Source organism: Micromonospora sp. NPDC048170 (assembly GCF_040652795.1).
In the GTDB taxonomy this organism is placed as follows: domain Bacteria; phylum Actinomycetota; class Actinomycetes; order Mycobacteriales; family Micromonosporaceae; genus Micromonospora.
This window is the reverse complement of sequence record NZ_JBEZMR010000002.1, coordinates 429185-446475: the sequence shown is the minus strand read 5'-3', so window position 1 is coordinate 446475 and position 17291 is coordinate 429185. Positions and strand designations below refer to the sequence as shown.

12 protein-coding genes are annotated in these 17291 nt (G+C 67.4%); 3 read left to right on the top strand and 9 right to left on the bottom strand.

Annotated elements, in window-relative coordinates; genetic code table 11:
- Positions 1-251: 251 nt before the first annotated feature.
- From AB0D32_RS05575 to AB0D32_RS05560, 4 genes are read right to left on the bottom strand one after another with little or no spacing between them, the layout of a single operon-like run.
- A complete protein-coding gene (locus AB0D32_RS05575; protein ID WP_357085261.1) occupies positions 252-920 on the bottom strand; it encodes an N-acetyltransferase in 669 nt (222 codons plus the stop codon).
- Positions 921-944: 24 nt separating this feature from the next.
- Complete coding sequence (locus AB0D32_RS05570; protein ID WP_357085259.1) at positions 945-1625, bottom strand: GPP34 family phosphoprotein; 681 nt, start codon at positions 1623-1625, stop codon at positions 945-947.
- 9 nt (positions 1626-1634) lie between these two features.
- Positions 1635-2648, bottom strand: coding sequence for an acetamidase/formamidase family protein (locus tag AB0D32_RS05565; protein WP_357085256.1), 1014 nt, complete (start codon positions 2646-2648; stop codon positions 1635-1637).
- The gene (locus tag AB0D32_RS05560; protein WP_357085254.1) at positions 2645-4051 is read right to left on the bottom strand and encodes an APC family permease; all 1407 of its coding nucleotides are present in this window, start codon (positions 4049-4051) and stop codon (positions 2645-2647) included. Before AB0D32_RS05560 ends, AB0D32_RS05565 begins: the two co-directional genes overlap by 4 nt.
- Before the next feature lie 375 nt (positions 4052-4426).
- On the opposite strand from AB0D32_RS05560, the gene AB0D32_RS05555 reads away from it, so the two are divergent.
- Together AB0D32_RS05555 and AB0D32_RS05550 are read left to right on the top strand one after the other, a co-directional pair.
- Positions 4427-5896: a helix-turn-helix transcriptional regulator gene (locus AB0D32_RS05555; protein ID WP_357085252.1), complete on the top strand. Its 1470-nt coding sequence runs from the start codon at positions 4427-4429 to the stop codon at positions 5894-5896.
- A gap of 13 nt (positions 5897-5909) precedes the next feature.
- Positions 5910-6542, top strand: coding sequence for a 2'-5' RNA ligase family protein (locus AB0D32_RS05550; RefSeq protein WP_357085250.1), 633 nt, complete (start codon positions 5910-5912; stop codon positions 6540-6542).
- 892 nt (positions 6543-7434) lie between these two features.
- On the opposite strand, the gene AB0D32_RS05545 is transcribed toward AB0D32_RS05550, so the two are convergent.
- Positions 7435-8409 (bottom strand): replication-relaxation family protein, encoded by a 975-nt coding sequence (locus AB0D32_RS05545; RefSeq protein WP_357085248.1) that lies wholly within the window; start codon positions 8407-8409, stop codon positions 7435-7437.
- A 445-nt stretch (positions 8410-8854) separates the two neighbouring features.
- Positions 8855-9733: a DUF2637 domain-containing protein gene (locus AB0D32_RS05540; protein WP_357085246.1), complete on the bottom strand. Its 879-nt coding sequence runs from the start codon at positions 9731-9733 to the stop codon at positions 8855-8857.
- 897 nt (positions 9734-10630) lie between these two features.
- On the opposite strand from AB0D32_RS05540, the gene AB0D32_RS05535 reads away from it, so the two are divergent.
- Positions 10631-11803: an SAVED domain-containing protein gene (locus tag AB0D32_RS05535; RefSeq protein ID WP_357085244.1), complete on the top strand. Its 1173-nt coding sequence runs from the start codon at positions 10631-10633 to the stop codon at positions 11801-11803.
- A 19-nt stretch (positions 11804-11822) separates the two neighbouring features.
- Here AB0D32_RS05535 and AB0D32_RS05530 read toward each other — a convergent pair whose 3' ends face one another.
- From AB0D32_RS05530 to AB0D32_RS05520, 3 genes are all read right to left on the bottom strand, one after another.
- A complete protein-coding gene (locus AB0D32_RS05530) occupies positions 11823-13628 on the bottom strand; it encodes a ThiF family adenylyltransferase (protein WP_357085242.1) in 1806 nt (601 codons plus the stop codon).
- Positions 13625-14635, bottom strand: a complete 1011-nt coding sequence (locus AB0D32_RS05525; RefSeq protein ID WP_357085240.1) for a cyclic GMP-AMP synthase DncV-like nucleotidyltransferase — start codon at positions 14633-14635, stop codon at positions 13625-13627. The genes AB0D32_RS05530 and AB0D32_RS05525 overlap by 4 nt, the downstream gene beginning before the upstream one ends.
- 1033 nt (positions 14636-15668) lie before the next feature.
- On the bottom strand, positions 15669-17240 hold the full coding sequence (locus AB0D32_RS05520; RefSeq protein ID WP_357085238.1) for a recombinase family protein: 1572 nt from the start codon (positions 17238-17240) through the stop codon (positions 15669-15671).
- Positions 17241-17291: the final 51 nt, after the last annotated feature.

The window sequence follows — 17291 nt, the reverse complement described above, 5'->3', positions numbered from 1 at the left end:
GAACTTGCAGTACAGCAGCCCAGGGGCTAGATACCCCGGTCGGGTTCCGTCCGCCCCTTGGTCCGCCCGCTGCGCCTGCGGAGCGGTGACCTTGGTGACCCATTTCTGCACAGTGCGGGGATCGAGGTCCAACTGGCGGGCGACGCTGGTGACGGCGCCGTATGCCTTGACGGTGCGGGCGTCAGCGACGCGCTGAACGACAGCGTCCACGAGGTCGGTTGGGTATCTGCGAGCGAAGGCCATGATCAGTCCTATGGGGTGGACGGGTAGGCGTGCTGGTCTTGCCAGCGGTCACCGACCGGGCGCATGGGATTGATCGGCATGGCTCTGCTGGCGTGGTGGGGGTTGCGGCGCATAGGGCGCAGGCTCGGCCCGTTCGGCAGGGTGAGGGGCGGGCGGAGCGTGTACCCATAGCGGACGAGCAGGTCCTCCGGTTCTGCGAGAACGGTGGTCCAGGAGGGCAGGTCGATGCGGTCGAGGCGGGCGCGGTGATGGCTGAGCAGGGCGCTGCCGCAGCCGGCCTTCTGCCGAGTTGGGGATACGGCGAGGAGCGCCAGGTGGTAGTGCGGTTCGGTGGGCTGCTGCTGTGCGATCAGGCCCTCAAGGGCGGTGAAGCGCTCAGCGTGTGCTCCCGCGGCCTCCACGAGGCGGGTCGGGTAGTTGGCTGGTGGCGGGATCGGTCGGTAGCGGTGAAAGCCGACGATGGCGGCGGTGAGGTCTTCGGTGAGGTGCACGTCGCCGAAGAACATCGCGTGCTCCACCCACACCGCGACGACGTCGGTCATCACCTGGCGGCGCTGCGCCGCGTCCGGTACCAGCCAGGCACCGAGCGGGCTGGGGTGCAGGGCGTCGGCGATCAACGCGGCGACGGCCTGTCTGTCTGTCCAGCGGGCGGCGCGGATACGAACGCTTGAGTCCACGGCGTTGTCGTCCCTCTCGGCGGTCTATCGGTAGGTGGCGGTGGCGAGGTCACCGATCGCGGCGTCGACGGCGGCGGTGATCTCCCGGATGGGGCGGTGGTGTTGGGCGGCGATGGTCTTCAGGTGGGCGGTGAGGGGGGCGATGTCGTCGTCGAGGTAGAGGTGGTCGGCGAGGCCGAGGACGGCGACGAGTCCGGCGAGCGCGGCGGTGTGGTTGTCCGGTTGTTCACGGCCGGCGGCGAGGTAGCGCAGCCGGGCCCGGGCGACGACGGCCCACTTGGTGTCGGTGGCGAGGTAGGCGTCGGCGCGGATCAGGCCGCCGAGGCGGCGGCGGGCGGTGTGGCGCAGGATGCCGGCGGCGACGAGTCCGGCGCGGGTGCGTTCGTACAGGTCGTCGGAGAAGCTGCGCAGGAACGCCTTCACGGTCGGGGTGGTCCGGGAGTGGTGGATCGCGGCGAGGGCGGTGTCGGCGATCAGGTCACCAACTGCCTGGTCGGAGTTCAGGCGTAGCCACCGGTCCGCGGCCGGATGGTCGCCGTATGAGTTGAGCGTGATCCGCCCGGCGAGAAACAGGTCGATCAGCACTCCGCCGGCCATGCCGAGGGCCAAGGCTTGGCGGTGCGCGTGCGGCTGGCCGGTGTCGTCGTGGTGCCCGAGCAAGAACAGTTCGTCGCGCAGCGACAGCTGGGGTATCGACGCGGTCATCAGATGCCCCTATTCCTGAACTGCGGCAATGTCCCGCAGCCGGACGTGCGCGTCGCGGTAGGCAGCCTGCGGCTCCGGGAGCAGGGCTTTGTCGACGGCCGCCAGGACGGTGTAGTTGGGGTCGCAGACGTTGCCGATGGGTGCCCGCCCGGCCTGCGAGATGAGCTGATAAGCGTCCAGGGTCTGCAGGCCGCACAAGTCGACGGTCCAGGCGGTGAGGTCCTGGTGGGCCATGCGGTAGGCGTCCTCCAGGGGGCGGGCGCAGCCGACCGACATGATGGTCGTGTCAGTTTCCAGGCGCGGCCAGGCGGTGGCGGCGCCCTTGACGACCTCGACGGCGAGGGTGGTGACGGTGGCGATCTCCACGCCGACGCCGCAGGCTTCACCGTGTCCCTGGCGGGCGTGACCGTCGCCGAGGGCGAACATCGCCCCGTGCACGTTAACCCCGAGATACAGGGTGGTCCCGGCGCGCAGTTCCGGGGTGTCGAGGTTCCCGCCGTAGTAGTCCGGGACGATCGTGGACCGGGACTCCATGCCACCTGGGGCGACGCCGATGGTGCCGATCATCGGATCCAGCGGCAGCTCGACGGTGTGCTCGCTGGCGGTGGCCCGGTAGCGGACGATGCCCGCGTGCCGGTCGATGTCGTACACCCACACCCGCTCCTCCAGCGGCGGCTGCAGGGTGGCCGTGTGCGAGGTCGATGTGAGTGCCCCGAAGTACGGGAAGGTAGCCGACACTCCCCAGTCCCGGGCGGGTTCGATCGAGACGAGGTGCACGGCGAGGGTGTCGCCGGGCTCGGCGTCCTCGACGAAGAACGGTCCCGACACCGGGTTCAGGTACGGCATCTGGCAGACCTGCGATGGCAGGTCCGCAGGGCCGCGTACGAGGCCGCCGAAGCAGTCCTGCGTGTGCACGGTGAAGACATCGCCGGAGCGGACGTGGGCCACCGGGAGACGGCCGCCGAAGGTGTAGGCCAACTCATCACGGGCGGGCCGGTAGGTGAAGTGGCTCATCGAGATCACACCCGCTCCATGTCACGCCCGGTGGCCTGGGTGGGGGCTAGGCCGGACAGCACCGGCCGGCGGCCGGTCAGGTACAAGCTGGCCAGGACGACCACGCCGAGGCCTAGCCAGGCCAGGCCGAGGCGCTGGGCGGCGATGTTGGCGTTCACCACCACGTAGGCGAGGATCACGAACCCGATTCCGGGCATGAGCAGGTGCGCGAACCAGTTTTCGCTGCGACGGCGGATCAGGTGGTGCACGACCACGGAGACGTGCAGGACCAGGAACGCCACCATCGCCCCGAAGTTGATCAGCGACGACAACAGCGTGATGCCATCCGCCCGCGTCGCCATGTACAAGCCCAAGGCGAGGGACACGACGCCGGTGAGCAGGGTCGCGTTGATCGGCACGCTGCGGCGCACCGACACCTTGGCCAGGAAGGCGGGGAGCTGCCGATCACGGGCCATCGCGTACAGCAGCCGGGACGTGGCGACCTGCGCGACCATCGAGTTCGGCAAACCCCAAGCGATCGCGGTCGCCACCGCGCACACCGTCGCCAGCCAGCTTCCGCCGGCCACCGCGGCGGCGTCGTAGAAGGCGGTGCCGTTCACGTCGCCCTCGGCCAGCAGCCCGCCGGGGTTGGGCACGAGCATCGCCGCCAGCCACGTCTGCGCGATGAACAGCACCCCCGCCAGGACGAGCACGGTCGCCATCGCCCGGCCGATCTGCCGGGCGCCGTCACGGGTCTCCTCCGCCAACATGGAGATGCCGTCGAAGCCCAGGAACGACAGCACCGCGATTGACACCGCCCCCGCCACGAGGGACCAGGTGAAGGTGTCGGCGTTGTAGAACGCGTCCCAGCTGAACCGGCCCCTACCCGTCGCGAGGGCCCAACCGGCGACGACCAGGAACAACGCCAGGACGATCAGCTCACCGACGAGCATCACCCGGGTGACCACCGCCGTCATGCGGATGCCGACCGAGTTGACGACGGTGTTGACCGCGACGAACCCGAGCAGCCACAGCCACACCGGCACCGTCGGCACCGTGGCGTGCATCGCCACGGACGCCACCAGGTACAGCAGGCCGGGAACGAGCACGTAGTCGAGGAGGATCACCCAGCCGGCGAGGAACCCGACCGGCGGGCTGATGCCCCGACCGGCGTAGTTGTAGACGCTGCCTGACATCGGGAAGGCCTTCACCATCTGCGCGTACGAGAACGCGGTGAACACCAGCGCCACCACACCGATGACGTAGGCGAGGGCCACCATGCCGCCAGAGCCCGCATACACGCTGCCGAAGATCGCCATCGGCGCGATCGGCACCATGTACACCAAGCCGTACGCCAACAGGTCCCGAAACCGCAGCTGGCGGCTGAGTTCCTGCCGATAGCCGTAGCGGGCTAGGTCGTTCGAGGTTGTCATCGGTAATCCTCACGAGGATGAGAAGCGCGAGCAGAGCGCGGAGAAACGCCTGCCGGGTGGTCGTCAACGACCCGACGGCGACGGGCATTCGCGGTTGACGTTGCTGTGGCAGCCACTCCACTCGTCACTGATGGTGGCTACATCCGGACCGACGGTGATTCGGCTCAGCAAGCTTGCCAAGCGCATCCACGTGAGTGGATCCCCGGCGGTGGTGAGATTTTTCCCCACCCGCGCACGCCCACGACCTGCAGATACTTTGATCAATTAGCGGCGAGCTACCCACCCTGCGGCCGCTGGCCTCGCCGCGCCCCGTACCGATTCCGATGAGAGGGGCGATACCGTGCGACAGGAGGCCGCAGGTAGGAGGTGACCGTGATGGCGAGGACGACGGGCACCAAGGCGCAGCGCGATCACGTACGCCAGACCCTGGCGGGTTTCGGAGCGACACCCACCGCCATCGCCGCCGAGCTGCAGCGCCGCTTCGGGCTACGACCCCGGGATGCTTTCCGCCAGGCCCATGGTTGGACCCAGGACGCGGTAGCCGAGAGGTTGAACGCCAAGGGAAACGGTTCGGCGACGTTCACCGGGGCGCGGATCAGCGACTACGAGCGGTGGCCCTTCGGCGGTCGTCGGCCCACCTTGGCCGCCTTGAACGCACTGGCGCAGGTCTTCGGCACCGAACCGAGCAGTCTGGTCGATCTCGACGACCTGACCGCTATGCCGGAAGCAGACCGAGCGGCGTTGAGCGGCAGGAGCGCCGCCCCGGTGCCTGCACCATCGGTCGCATCCTTAGCACCGCCTGGCGCGATGACTGAGCCTCTGCGGTGGGACCTCGGCGCTCTGCAGGACGAGACGGAACTGGTGATAGCGGTGGCAGAACGCACGGCGAGCTTCGGCACATGGGCGCAAGCCTCCAACGTCGGGCCTTTCACCCTCGACGATGTCGCTGCCTCCACCCGCAGGATCGCCGTCGACTACCTCACCGAGCCGCCCGTCGTCGTCTACGCGCGGGCCGGGCTCCTGGCCGACCGCGTATTCCGCCTTCTGCAGAGCGGGCGTCAGAACCCTGATCAGTCTCGGGAGCTCTACACCTGGGCGGGCTACCTCTGCACACTGCTCGCCTGGATGGCGGGCGATCTCGGACACCCGGCCGCAGCCGAGTCCCAGGCACGCACGGCCTGGATGTGCGCCGAGACCGTCGGCGACAACACCCTCCGCGCCTGGGTCCTCTCCACGATCAGCAAGACCCACCTGTGGGAGCGGCGGTTCGAAGACGCGGCCAACGCCGCCGTGCGCGGCTACGGTCATGCCGCCGAGGGCAGCGCGGCGGTCATGCTGGCGTGCCAGGAAGCGGACGCGTGGGCGGAGATCGGTGCTGTCGAGCCGGCACGGGCAGCACTGCAACGCGCCGAAGAGGCCCGCCAACATGCCAGCCGCGACCCGGTGGGTGGCCTTCTCGCCTGCGGCACGGTGCGCCAACACAACTACGCTGGATCAGTACTGCTCCGCATTGGCGAGGCCGCCAACGCCATCGAGCATGCCGAGCACGCCCTGACGGAAGCCGCCGCGGACCCGTCGGTTGCCTACGGCACGCTCGCCCAGATCCGCATCTGGGCCGCCGCGGCACATCTCAAAGCCGGCAGCCTCGACGGCGCGGTCTCGGTCCTGTCGCCGGTGCTCGCTCTGCCACCTGAACAGCGGCTCGACCCGCTGGTGCACCGCCTGCGCGGCGTCGGGCGCAACATCGCCGGCAACCCGTCGCTGCGCACGAGCATCGAGGCCCGCAGTGTCCAAGCAGCAATCACCGAGTTCTGCGCCACCGGCGCCGCCCGGCAACTTCCCTGAACCTGGAGAACCCATGGCAGTCCCGCACGCCACCGATATCCGTAACCACTGGTACTGGCGACCGGGTTGGGGCATCGGCTCCCGCTTCTATACCTGGCACATCACCTTCGACGGGCAACCCGAGGTCGAGAAGCTCGCTGACCAGTACCGGGCCCTACTGTCTTCGCAGCCCAGCCTCGACGTCATTCCGAACCGATGGCTTCACCTCACCATGCAGGGCATCGGCTTCGTGCAAGAGGTCGCCGACGACGACGTCGACGCCATCGTGGCCGCCGCCAGTGACCGGTGCTCGCGCTTGTCACCCTTCAAGCTCACCATCGGCACCCCCCATGTTGATCCCGAGTCCATCCAGATCGCTGTCGACCCGATCGAGCCCGTGCGGCAACTACGCGCCGCCATCCGTGCCGCCATCGCCGACGTCTGGGGCCAGGACCGCGTACCCGAGGCCGCCGAGCCCTACAACCCTCACCTCAGCCTGGCCTACACCAACACCGACGGTCCTGCAGCGCCGCTCATCGAGGCACTCTCCTCCGCCCCGAAGATCAGCGCCGACGCGCTGATCACCTCGTGCCAGCTCATCGTCCTCAACCGGGACGAGGGCATGTACGTGTGGGAACCGTACGCCACGGTAGAACTCGGTTCCTGAATCTTGCTCTACGTCCGCCATGTCACCCCGTGGTGGTGATCGTCAAGCCCATGCTTCCTCGCTCCGCACCTCCTCGCGGGCAGCAGGGGTCGCCGCCTGCGATAGCTGCTCACTCGGCGGGCATTCGGGTGGAGAAGGTTGCGCCCGCCCCGAGGCGGAGCGGGCGCAGGTCACGCGGCGCGTGGAGGTGCGGGTTGGTGTAGGCGGAGCAGGCGGGCGAGGGTGGCGGCTTGGTCAACGGTCGGGAGGCCGGCTTCAGCGGCCAAGGCTTGAATCTCGGTCTCGGTGGCGGGGTCGGTCAGGTAACGGGCCATCGACAGCGTCCCCGGCAGGAGCGGAGCATCCGCCCCCTCGGGGTGTGCGGTCGGGGCCTCGCCGCCGGTTGTCCGCGTGGGCGCGGTCGGCAGCGACGGGTGTGGTGTGTTCGCGCGTGATTGCTGGTCACGGCGTGTGGCCATGTCCCTCCCAGGACGGCTCGTGGCGTGGGGGTGAGGTGTAGGGCCATGGGCATCTCCTCTCTCGGTTGGCAGGCAGTTCTCAAGACCGATCGCCGAATTCCGCCGGCCGGAGTCGGGCGGCGGGTCGACGCGGTCGCCAGTCGGGCGACTTCGGGTGCGGCGGGCAGCGCAGTGGAGGGTCGCGGACGGTACCTCCGGTGGCGGCGGAAGTGAAGGGGTGTGCCACTCACAGCGACTCACAGCGGTGTGCCGTCGGTGTGAGTACTCGGACGGGCGCGGGTCTGTCGCCGAACTGCGCTGCTGACAAAATCTGACGGCTTGCGTCCGGCCCGGGCGGTCCGCTCTTGTCGCCCTCGGTGCGCGCCCGCACGCGAACAATGGCTACCGCCCCGGCGGGTTGGCGGGTGCGGGTAGTCCGGCGGTGTGTGGGGCGTTCAAGGCCGCCGTACGCGCCGCGTGTCCCGCCTGACCTCATCAGGCGCCCGCTCGTCCGGGGCGGGCTGGTCGTGGCTGGGGTAATCCTCGTCGTGGTGGGTGTCGGTGTAGGGGAGGTCGATGAGGCGGTGCCGGCCCGCGCGGCCGGGCAGTTGCCAGACCTGGTGGGCAGGGCTGGCAGCGAGTGCGGTACGTAGTTCGGCGGTGGTGGTGGCGATGACCGTCTCCAGGCCGGTACCGGCGAGGCGGTGGTGCAGGTTCGCCTCGCGGCGGGCGGACGGAAGATGGAACAGCACCGGCCATGCCCAGGTGCTCATCGTGTACAGCCGCTCATACTTGATGACCTTGTCGATGAGGACCTGGAGGTGTTCGCCTCCGGTGTCGTACTCGAGGAAGAACGGCACAGACCGTCCGCGCTCGGTCCACACCCCGGCGCCGTCCGGGCGGGGGAAGCCGGTCGCTCCGGCGATGATGATGTGCGGGTCCGCGCCTTTGCGGTACAGGGTGCCGGGTTCGTGGTAGGCCGACGCGGGCTGCCAGCGGACCAGGTCGCCTTCGGGGTGGGTGCGGGCGTGGGCCGCGAGGTCGATGAAGACCTGGTTGCCGCCGAGCAGGTGCGGCAGGTCCGGTCGGTTGGTCAGGGAGTGTTTGCGGCGGCGGGCCTGGTCCCGGCGGCCTCGTGGGAGTCCGCGTTGGGCGTGGACGTGGTCGTAGCCGAGTTGGTCCAGGACGTAGTGGTAGGGGTAGGAGCCGCCGTCGGCCTTGTTGGGCCGGAATCGGTCCACCGCTCGCAGGGCGGTGAGGCGGCGTAGGCGGCGTTGGGTGAAGTCCAGGGAGGGGAACAGGGCGGCGGCGATCTGGTCGGTGGTGAGCACGGCGTGGTCGTAGAGCCAGTCGAGGAGCCGGTCGTCGCGGGCGGTGATGCTGGCCTGCAGGCGCAGCAGGGGATCCGCGGTCGGTAGGTGTTTACCCACGGGCAGCCCCTGGGGGGAGACCCGAGACTGGAGGGTCTGTCTGGAGCGGTATCGAGCCGGCGGCAGCGGCCCTGACCTGGGCTGTGAGCGGGATCGGGGGGTCATTTCGGGGGTCAGGATCAAGACGGACGGTAGAACGGAGATCGACGTGGACACCGACACGGCCGAACACACCGGATCTGCGGTGACGGTGCCTTGAGAGGCTGTGTGAGTCGCGCCGGTAGCGGCGCTCGTGGTGGTCGCTGTGCGGGGACATCATCGTTGTTGCTCCTTGTTCAGGGTGCGGATAGGCCTGGGATGCGCAGCCGGCCACTGCATGGGCGGGAGCGCGGTGACAGGTCCGGTCAGGTTCGGACAGCTCACGGGCTTCCTGACAGACGCGCGCGGTTCTGAGGGCGGCGGCTCGTTCTGGCAGAAGTCGCCGATTGTGGTTCTGTCACGCGGCCTACCGCGGTGACAGATCCGGTGCGGGCGGGGTGGCCTCGGCGCGGAGGACGCGCACAAGCGCCGAGGCGGTGGCGTTGGACAACTGGTGCCCGTCCGCGCGTAGCAGTCGGGCGAGGGCCTTGCGGGACAGCGGTGTCCCCTCGGCTGCGAGGGTGCGGGCGGCGGTCTGGGCGGCCGGGACCAACGCCATGATCTCCGGGCTGACGTCCCCGCCCGGCACGTCGCCGGTCCGCCGGTCCCGGACCGCCAGGTCCTGGTCCGCGGTGGCGGGGACCGTGGTGGTGGAGTCCCGGACCGCGGCCGTCTCCTCGGGGGCCGGCATCGGCGGTCCGGGACCCGGCGCGCGGGAGTCCGGGACTACAGCCTTATCGATCGACGGTGGTTCTGGCTCGGTCCGCGTGGGCCGGGCGGGGCGGTCGGGTGGTGCGGAGTCGGCGCGGCCGAGGGCGATCTTCACCATCGTCAGGAAGCCGAGCGCCGGCAGCGCGGCGGCGGCCCACCCGATCACCGACGCCTCCGCCTCCACCACTTGAGCGGCCAGGGACAGGCACACGGCCACCGTCAGCACGGCCGCGGGGAAGGCGACGCTCTTGCCCCGCCGCCGGTTGCGGCGCAACTCCAGGCCGGCGGCGATGGAGGTCAGTTCCAGGACGACCGCGTCGGCCCAGGCCAGCCAACCCGGCTGGCCATGTGCCGCCGCGACGTCATGCACGTGACGGAACGACGCCGCGCCGGCCGCGCCACCGATCAACAACATGATCAGCACCTGGATCCGGTTCTCCAGCCGCTCCCGGCCTGACCCCACCTGCTCGGGCAAGACCGGTGATCGCTGCTCAGGTATCGCCAACGGCCCACCACCCGTCGACAACAGGTCCACCCGAATCCTCTGGCCTGGTCATGGTGAGAGAGCGGGCCCGGCACGCAGGTGCGACGGCCACTTCCAGCTTCTCTGGGACGATGTTGAGTGAAGTCATCTCTTTTGCTCCAAGCGTGGGCCGTAGGGTTCGAAGTACGGAGGGCTCCGTCCCAGGTCGCGCCTGCCCGGTACAGGCTCCCGGGCAGGCGCGACCCTGCCGGGTGACGCCCGGCCGGGCGGACCCCCTTGCGCGTGCAGGGGTCGATGAAAGTCACTATGGTCGAGTCAACGAACACGCCGAACCCCGCGCAGGGGCAGGCACCAGGACGGCAGGCGTCGCCACAACCCGCACAGCAGGTTGCGGTCAACAGGCGGACATAGGGGCGGGCGGCCAAGCCGAGCCACAAGGGTCAGGACCACCACGGACAGCGCCAGACGACGCCAGGGTGGTGCGGCGGCTCAACTCGCCGACAGACGATCCTTCATGTGGGGCCTCCCGTCTCTCCACGCCCCCGGGCATCGCCGGCACGAACAACAGCAGGCACTCCAGCTTTGGGAGTGCCCGCCCGCCTCCTTCTGTGGCCGACCGCGCCAGCTGGCGATCCGGGACGTACAACCAGTACGCCCCGGAAACACCCGTCGAGTCAACCCCCAATTCCGGGCGGAAAGGCCACCAGATCTTGACTCCAGTCCGGGGGAGTGCTATCCAGTCCGTTCAGGTCGCTCGCAGTCCCTTCGGGTCCGCCCACTCACCGCTGAATAAACTTTCAGGACTGGTCACATCGCGGGACATGCATCTCAGTGAGCGGAAGGGGTTGAGTCGGAGACTCGTGCACCCGCCGTCTCACAGGTGTAGGCGCGAGCCTCAATCGAGACCACGCTAGGACACCACCCTCGTCGACTACAGCAAGGCTCACCGTGACTACTGCCGATCGGCGCGACACGACCATCAAGCGCGGCGCCATCAGGGACACCGTCCGCAATGCCCTGTGGGCACGTACGGCAGGTCGGTGCACGATCTGCAACCGGCGTCTCCTCGGTGACTCCAGAACGTACTTTCACTCGGTCCTTCTTGCCGAACTCGCGCACAACATCGGTGCGACCGAAGGCTCTGGCTCGCCACGCCGCAAGGATGACGACGGAGTCGTGGATACCGAGTCCGAGGAGAATCTACTCCTCCTGTGCCACGACTGTCACAAGGTCATCGATCATCCCGAACACATCGGCTTCTTTCCTCCCGGCAAACTTCGCGAGATCAAGGAGTCGTTTGAACGGCGCATTGAGATGGTCACCGCGAACGGCGGGTTAACCCGGACCGCAGCGCTCCGCGTCGGCAGTCAAATCCGAGGCTCGCTCGCCCTCGCTTCCCAGCGTGAGGTCGCGGAGACGCTCTTGGCGATCAATTATCTCGGGCTTGTTGAGACTCAACGTAGCGGCGACTTCACGTGCCGCATCCACGGTGCGGCGGGAGGCCGCGGATTCTGGGATGCGGGCCAGCAGACTGTCGACGATACGTTGAATCTCGTGCGCCAAGCGGTCAACAGCGGCGATGTCGAGCACATTTCTGTCTTTGCGATCGCGCCGATCCCGCTGCTTGTCTACCTCGGTTGGCAACTGGACGACAAGACGCCGACCCGGATCTTCCAGAAGCACCGAGATCAGTTCGTCGGTTGGTCTTGGACAAACCAGGGTGAGCCGGTGGAGTTTGAGGTGTGTGCTACTAACTCGCAGGGCGATGTCGAGGACGTCGTTCTCGTGTGTGCGATCACGAGTGATGTGAATCTGGCGTTTTTGCCTGACAGGATCGCAGGAGCGCCGCGTGTTGAGATCCGACCGGTCGACATCGCTCCGGACCCTACATTGATTTCGCACGAGCAATCGCTGGCCAACTTCGCTGAGCAGTGGCGAGCAACTCTCGCCACTGCCGAGTCGCTGTACCCGGCCGCACGGCGGTGGCACCTCGTCGCGTCGGCGCCGGTCTCGGTTGCCATTGAGGCCGGCCGCGCGGTCATGCGGGACGCCCACCCGCCAGTGACAGTCTATGAACGCGGCCGCGATTCGTATGAAGGTGTGCTCGTGATCAACGGGTGATAGGAGGACCGGTGGGCCCTCAATCAGCGTCATCGGCCGGCGGCCTTCCGAGGGCTGGCGCCTGGGCCGGCACGAAGGCGCGCAATGGCCCGGCTTCGCCGTGCGGGAGCGAGATCAGGTGCGTGCCGGAGACGGACGTTCCGGCGTTCAGATGAGCGCCGAGAATGCTGGTCAGACTCCCGGCCACCCCGGCCAGGTCGGCGGCAGACCCGTGGAACGTAGGTGTCGAGCAGCCTCGCGTTGGGATGATCTCGTCGCCAGATGCCGAAGTCTTCCACAGGCAATGGAATGCCTCGTGCGCTCCATCCTGGAGGATTTGCGCTCCAGCTTTCCGGTCGATGGTCAGTGGGCCAGCCCTCAGTGGCGGCATCGAAACAGTCATGATGCCTAGCGTGCCTGTCCGGGCATCGACAGCGACCTGGGCCATCACCGGGCGCTGGTCAGAAGCAGCAGCGAAACTGTCGAGAAGTCGGCTGATCGCAATGTTGACGGTGGCATCGATGATCAGGTCAGCCTCGGCGAGATCCTCTTCGCCGGGGACCAGGGCCCGTGTCGCAACTACCTCGACCGTGTCACTGATGGCGCGTAGACGCTGAGCGAGCGCTTCGACCTTCGTGTTGCCGACATCGGCCTCCACGAAGTTCTGTCGGACTAAGAGGCCCCCTGAGATGGTGCCCGGGTCGCACAAGATGACCTTCTTTGCTCCAGCGCGGACGAGATACTCTGCGATCCATGAGCCGAGGCCACCGCAGCCCCAGACGTGGGCTGTCCTACCCGCGTAAGCGGCGACGGGCCGCGCCGAGTCGCGACGCGTCGTGACCTCCTTACGCTCATCAGAGACCGGCAACCACTCCAGCGGCGTCGCCTGATAAATCTTCGCCGGATCGATGTCGATCATGGAACTCTTCTTCCTGCCCGCCTTGACGAGTGTTCGGATGTGATCGGCTCCGATGCCCGGGATGCTTGCGGCGAGCAGGTGCGGAGGGCCACCAGTCGGGTGAGGGACAGCGATGAGTATTCGTTGCGGTGTGCCGGTGGCCTTTCGGATGGCGCTTGCCCCGAGCACGGTCAACATCGTCGCTGAAGTGCGGGAGGTGCTGCGCGGCTTCAGGAACGCCTCGTCGGGGGCAGGACGGCCATGGTAGGGGTCGTCGACCGTCTGCAGAAGCGCGCCGAGATCAATTCCTGCGCCGAAGGGAAGATCGGCGTCGAGTATGACTACGGGGATGTGGTCGCCTTGGTCGGGCTCTGCGGGACGGTTGAGGTGCAGGTCGAATCGGTGTGGCGCCCGAGCCACCAGCCATGCGTGGTGCGCGCGCTTGCCGGTTGGAATCGTGTCTCGTACGACGACGGTGGGAGCGCCGTCGGCGGCGTGAAGCACGCCGCCGACGGCGTGGTACAGCGCGGTTTGGGCGTCGAAACGATCGCCCGCCGCGTCGGCGAGCCAGTCAACAAGGCGGTCGAGGAAACCGCCAAAGCCGTTGATCGGGTCCCACTCCCTCGACGGGTCGAGGTAGAGGCACAGGCGATGTCCCTGGAGTACGTGCGCATGATGAAGAAACCGAAGGTGATCGACCTCTACACGTGGCGGTGTCAGACTGGAGGCGCCGACGGTGACGATGAACTCCTCATGCTCGCCCAACGGCATGCCGCGAGCAACGCGAGGAGGGTCGGCGGTCCGAAGCCGCAGGCGTAACCGTATCGCCCCGGATTGGTCGATGCGATGGCGTCCCATCACTTCGACTTCTCCCGGGAACGCTTCCGCGATGGCATCTAGCTCGGCCAGTACCTGGCGTTGCCAGTCGCTGAGGCTCCGCTTACTCACCCCGCTCTTCCGGAGAGGTTGACGGTTGCGGCGCCGGCCGTGCCAGCACCCGTTCCTACGGTGCTGTACTTCCCGCTCGACGTAGAGGAACTCGGGGCCGTGAAGCCGTCACCGAACAAGCTCTGCCACTTCTTCACGCTCTCGTCGAAGTCGGTCTCATCGTAGGCGGCCTTGATCTCGGCGGCGTGAGTGTGGATGCGGTCCCGGAAATACGCGTAGGTCTCCTGCGACCACCGGTGGTCGAACGAGGTGCCCGAACCGGACGGGTCCATGATCACTGTCTTGGTCGGGTTAGCCTGAAGCCACTTGTCGAGGTCGGAGACGATGTGCAGCAGCGCGGTCGGTAGGTCCGCGTAATACCCGGGTTCCAGGACTTTGCGCCAGGCTTCGACCTGCATACCCAGCACTGTCGTGAGCAGGATCGACTTTGTTCCAGTGAACGAGTTCTTATGATCGCGCAAAAACTTCATGATGCGGATGACCTCACGAAGATGGCTTCCCGCGATCGCGTCCTTCTCCTTCATCCAGCTAGTGAAACCGTCGGTATCGGTGCGCTCCCACATGTTGGCGTCTCGGTTAATGATCCACTGAGTCCCGTCAGCGCGGACCACGAACGGAACGATGTCGACGTGCATCGCGTTGTTCGCGTACGTGACGTAGACGCACCGGCACTTCCGGCCATGCGGCATGTCCTTGTAGGGCGACATGTTGTGAATCACCTTGTAGATCGCATCGCCGTACTTCTTCAGGTCGTCGGCCCAGTCGGGGTCCTCGACCATCTGCACCATAAAGTCAGCGTCGAACGGCTTGCCGTTCTGCGGGTTAATGATGGTCCTCTGAGGCCAAGAGCCCTGCGGGATCTTCTTCTTGAGCAGCGGACCGAGATCCTCGTCGTCCTTTAGGACGCCGTAGATGCTGTCTACCCGCTCGGTCAGCAACTCAAGCTTGAACTTGGACAGGTTGACGGTTTTGTCAAGAAAGTTTTTGAAGTAGTCCGTGTGTCTCAAAATCTACTCCGGGTGAATTAGGCGGTAGCCCAGGCTGAGAACTGGGGCGTGGACACGCTCGACGTGATCGGGAACCTCCAGGTTGTAAATGGGCAGGAGTCACCGAAGCACCCGGGCAACGCGGCACAAGGCGCCGACGGCTGGATTGCTGACGGGTCTTTCGAACGGGTGGAGCTATCTATCATCTACATCTCCGCGCATCTGAATAATGACGCCACCTGTGGAACGCCCCGTCCTCCGTTGAGGTCCAGCCAGTCCATCGCCGACGCTCTCTCGTTAGCGCGATTGAGCGTAGTTGCTGGGTGCGACAACTTTTGGGACAGGAGTCGAGACCGCGACCATAAACCAATGCAATCTCTGCGTAAACGGGCATAAGGTGTAGTGGGTCGGGCATGATGATCACCCAAAAGGGAACCTGCAGGCGTTCAGCCACCCGGGTGGCTTCGGCGGCCGTACCCGGCTGTGGACGTTGGCGCGTACGCCGACAGGTCGGGTCGCTACGGCGCACAACGCCCGGTCATGCACGGAGCGGAGCTCGACGGTCTCGCAGAGGGCTCAGGCAGCTGGCGGGGCGAGAACTCGGCTAAAGGGTGGACTCGACCTCGGAGCAGCCACGCGCTGGACAGGCGAGGTAGCGAACCAGCCGTGAAACGGCACCCGGGCGACGACGCAGCCCGTGGGCTCGTTCCGGCTCATGCGTGACGGCGGGCGATCGACGGGTGCGGGCGACGCCCATGGCGAGGCGGGCGGTGCGAGCGGCGGAGCAGATGCCCCGCTGGCCAGCGCACTGTAGGTTACGGCAGTTGCCACCCTCGTCAGGCTGATGCGAGGCGACGACGCCAAGGGCGAGCCGCCACAGCAGTGGGTCCCTCACGTCCTCGGGCGGGGCGGCGAGTCGTTCGCGGGGCACGGCGAGACACCTTCCGTCGACGGGTCACGCCGCCCCGCGCAGTGGTGGGCGGGGCGGCGGACACGATCGACGCTCACCTCTGGGTGAAGGTCAAGTCGTTTCGGGGCTGTGCCTCGGCTGCCGTTAGCGGGCGCAGGCTGCCTGCTGGTCTTGTGGGCCGAACTTCCACCTCCAGTCGAGGCGGTGGCGGCCGAACGACCGCCGTTCGCCCTTGAACCCGGCCCGCAGGAGCTTGATGTCCGCGACGAGGCGGATGATCTCTCGCTTGACCGGGATGTCGTCGCCGAGGTCCTGCCACGCCGCCACGGCCTGGTCCCCGATGCGCCCGCGGAGTACGGCGGGGATCCCGGCGTCGGCGGCGCGTTGCTCGTGCTCGGCGATCTGCGCGAGAAGCCCCCTCTCGGCGCGGGCGTAAGCGATCGCGGTGACCTCGCCCTCCTCGCCGAGCTTGCGCCAGTCCTCCAACTCGCCCCGCAGTCGTTGCGCCTCTGCGCGGGCGTGCGCGACCTCCTCGTCGCTGGCGCTGGCGGCGGTGAGGATGTCGTACACGTCGGGGCGAGACAGCCACGCCACCACCGTGCGCTGCACGTACTCGTCGAGGAACTCGGCCTTTACCGCGGCGCACCGCTTGTGCAGGCAGGAATACACCTGCCCCGTCCAGCCGTGCCGGTTCACCTTCTGCGATGACAACGGCCCGTCACACACGCCGCAGCGCACCAGGTACGACAGCAGATGCACCGCACGGGCGGGCCGGGTCGTCGTGCGCGACGGGTCGCCCAGCATCCGTACCACCGACCAGTACGTCTCCTCGTCGACGAGGGCGGGCCAGATGCCGTCGCCGACAATCTCGCCTCGGAGCACCCGCTTGCCGATGTAGGCCGGGTTCATGACCTGCTTGCGCAGGATGCCGCGCCGCCAGAGTCCGCCCTCGGAGGCGGGGATGCCGAGCCGGTTAAGTTCGGCCTCGATAGCGGTTAGCGGCGTGCCTTCGGAGATCTTGCGGAAGTTGTCCCGCACCAGCTGCGCCCGCGAGTACTGCGTCACCGATCCGTCGGCCGCCACGGCCGTGCGGATTTCGGTGTCCGGCTCCTGACGGAGCAGGGCACGGGTCCGCTGGTCGTAGATCCGCCGGTACCCGTAGGTGACCTTTCCGTGCGGGCGGCCCGCTTCGGCAGCGCCGACGATGCCGCGCAGCACGTTGTCGCGGATCGAGTCGGCCATCCACTCGGCCTGCACCGCCTGGAAACCGAGCATCATCCGGTCGTTCTTGTCCCGCAGGTCATACAGCACTCCGCCGACCAGCCAGAAGTACAGACCGACCTCGTGGCACATGTCCCGGATCTTCACGAACACCGCAAGGTCACGTTCCTTGCGGGAGATCTCCCAGACCACCAGCACGTCGCCCTTGCCCGCGCGGATCTGCTCGATCAGCAACTCGAACTGCTCGCGCTCCTTCGTGGCGCGGCGACTGGCCGAGCGATGGTTGTCCGTGAACGACCCCGCGTCCGTCCAGGACCGCTTCGTGATCTCCGCCAGGTTGAGTACGCCCTGGTCGTGGACACTCTTGCCCTGCTCCTTCTTGTCCTGACTCGCGCGCTGATACCGCAACGCCCGCACCTCTACGCCACCGGCCAACAACGCGTCCTTGCTGTCGAACCGGCCCCGATTCCCCGACCGGGCCTTCCGCCGTACCATCAGAACCGTCCCCCTAGATCGACGTCCATGTCGGCAACATCGACCCTAGCT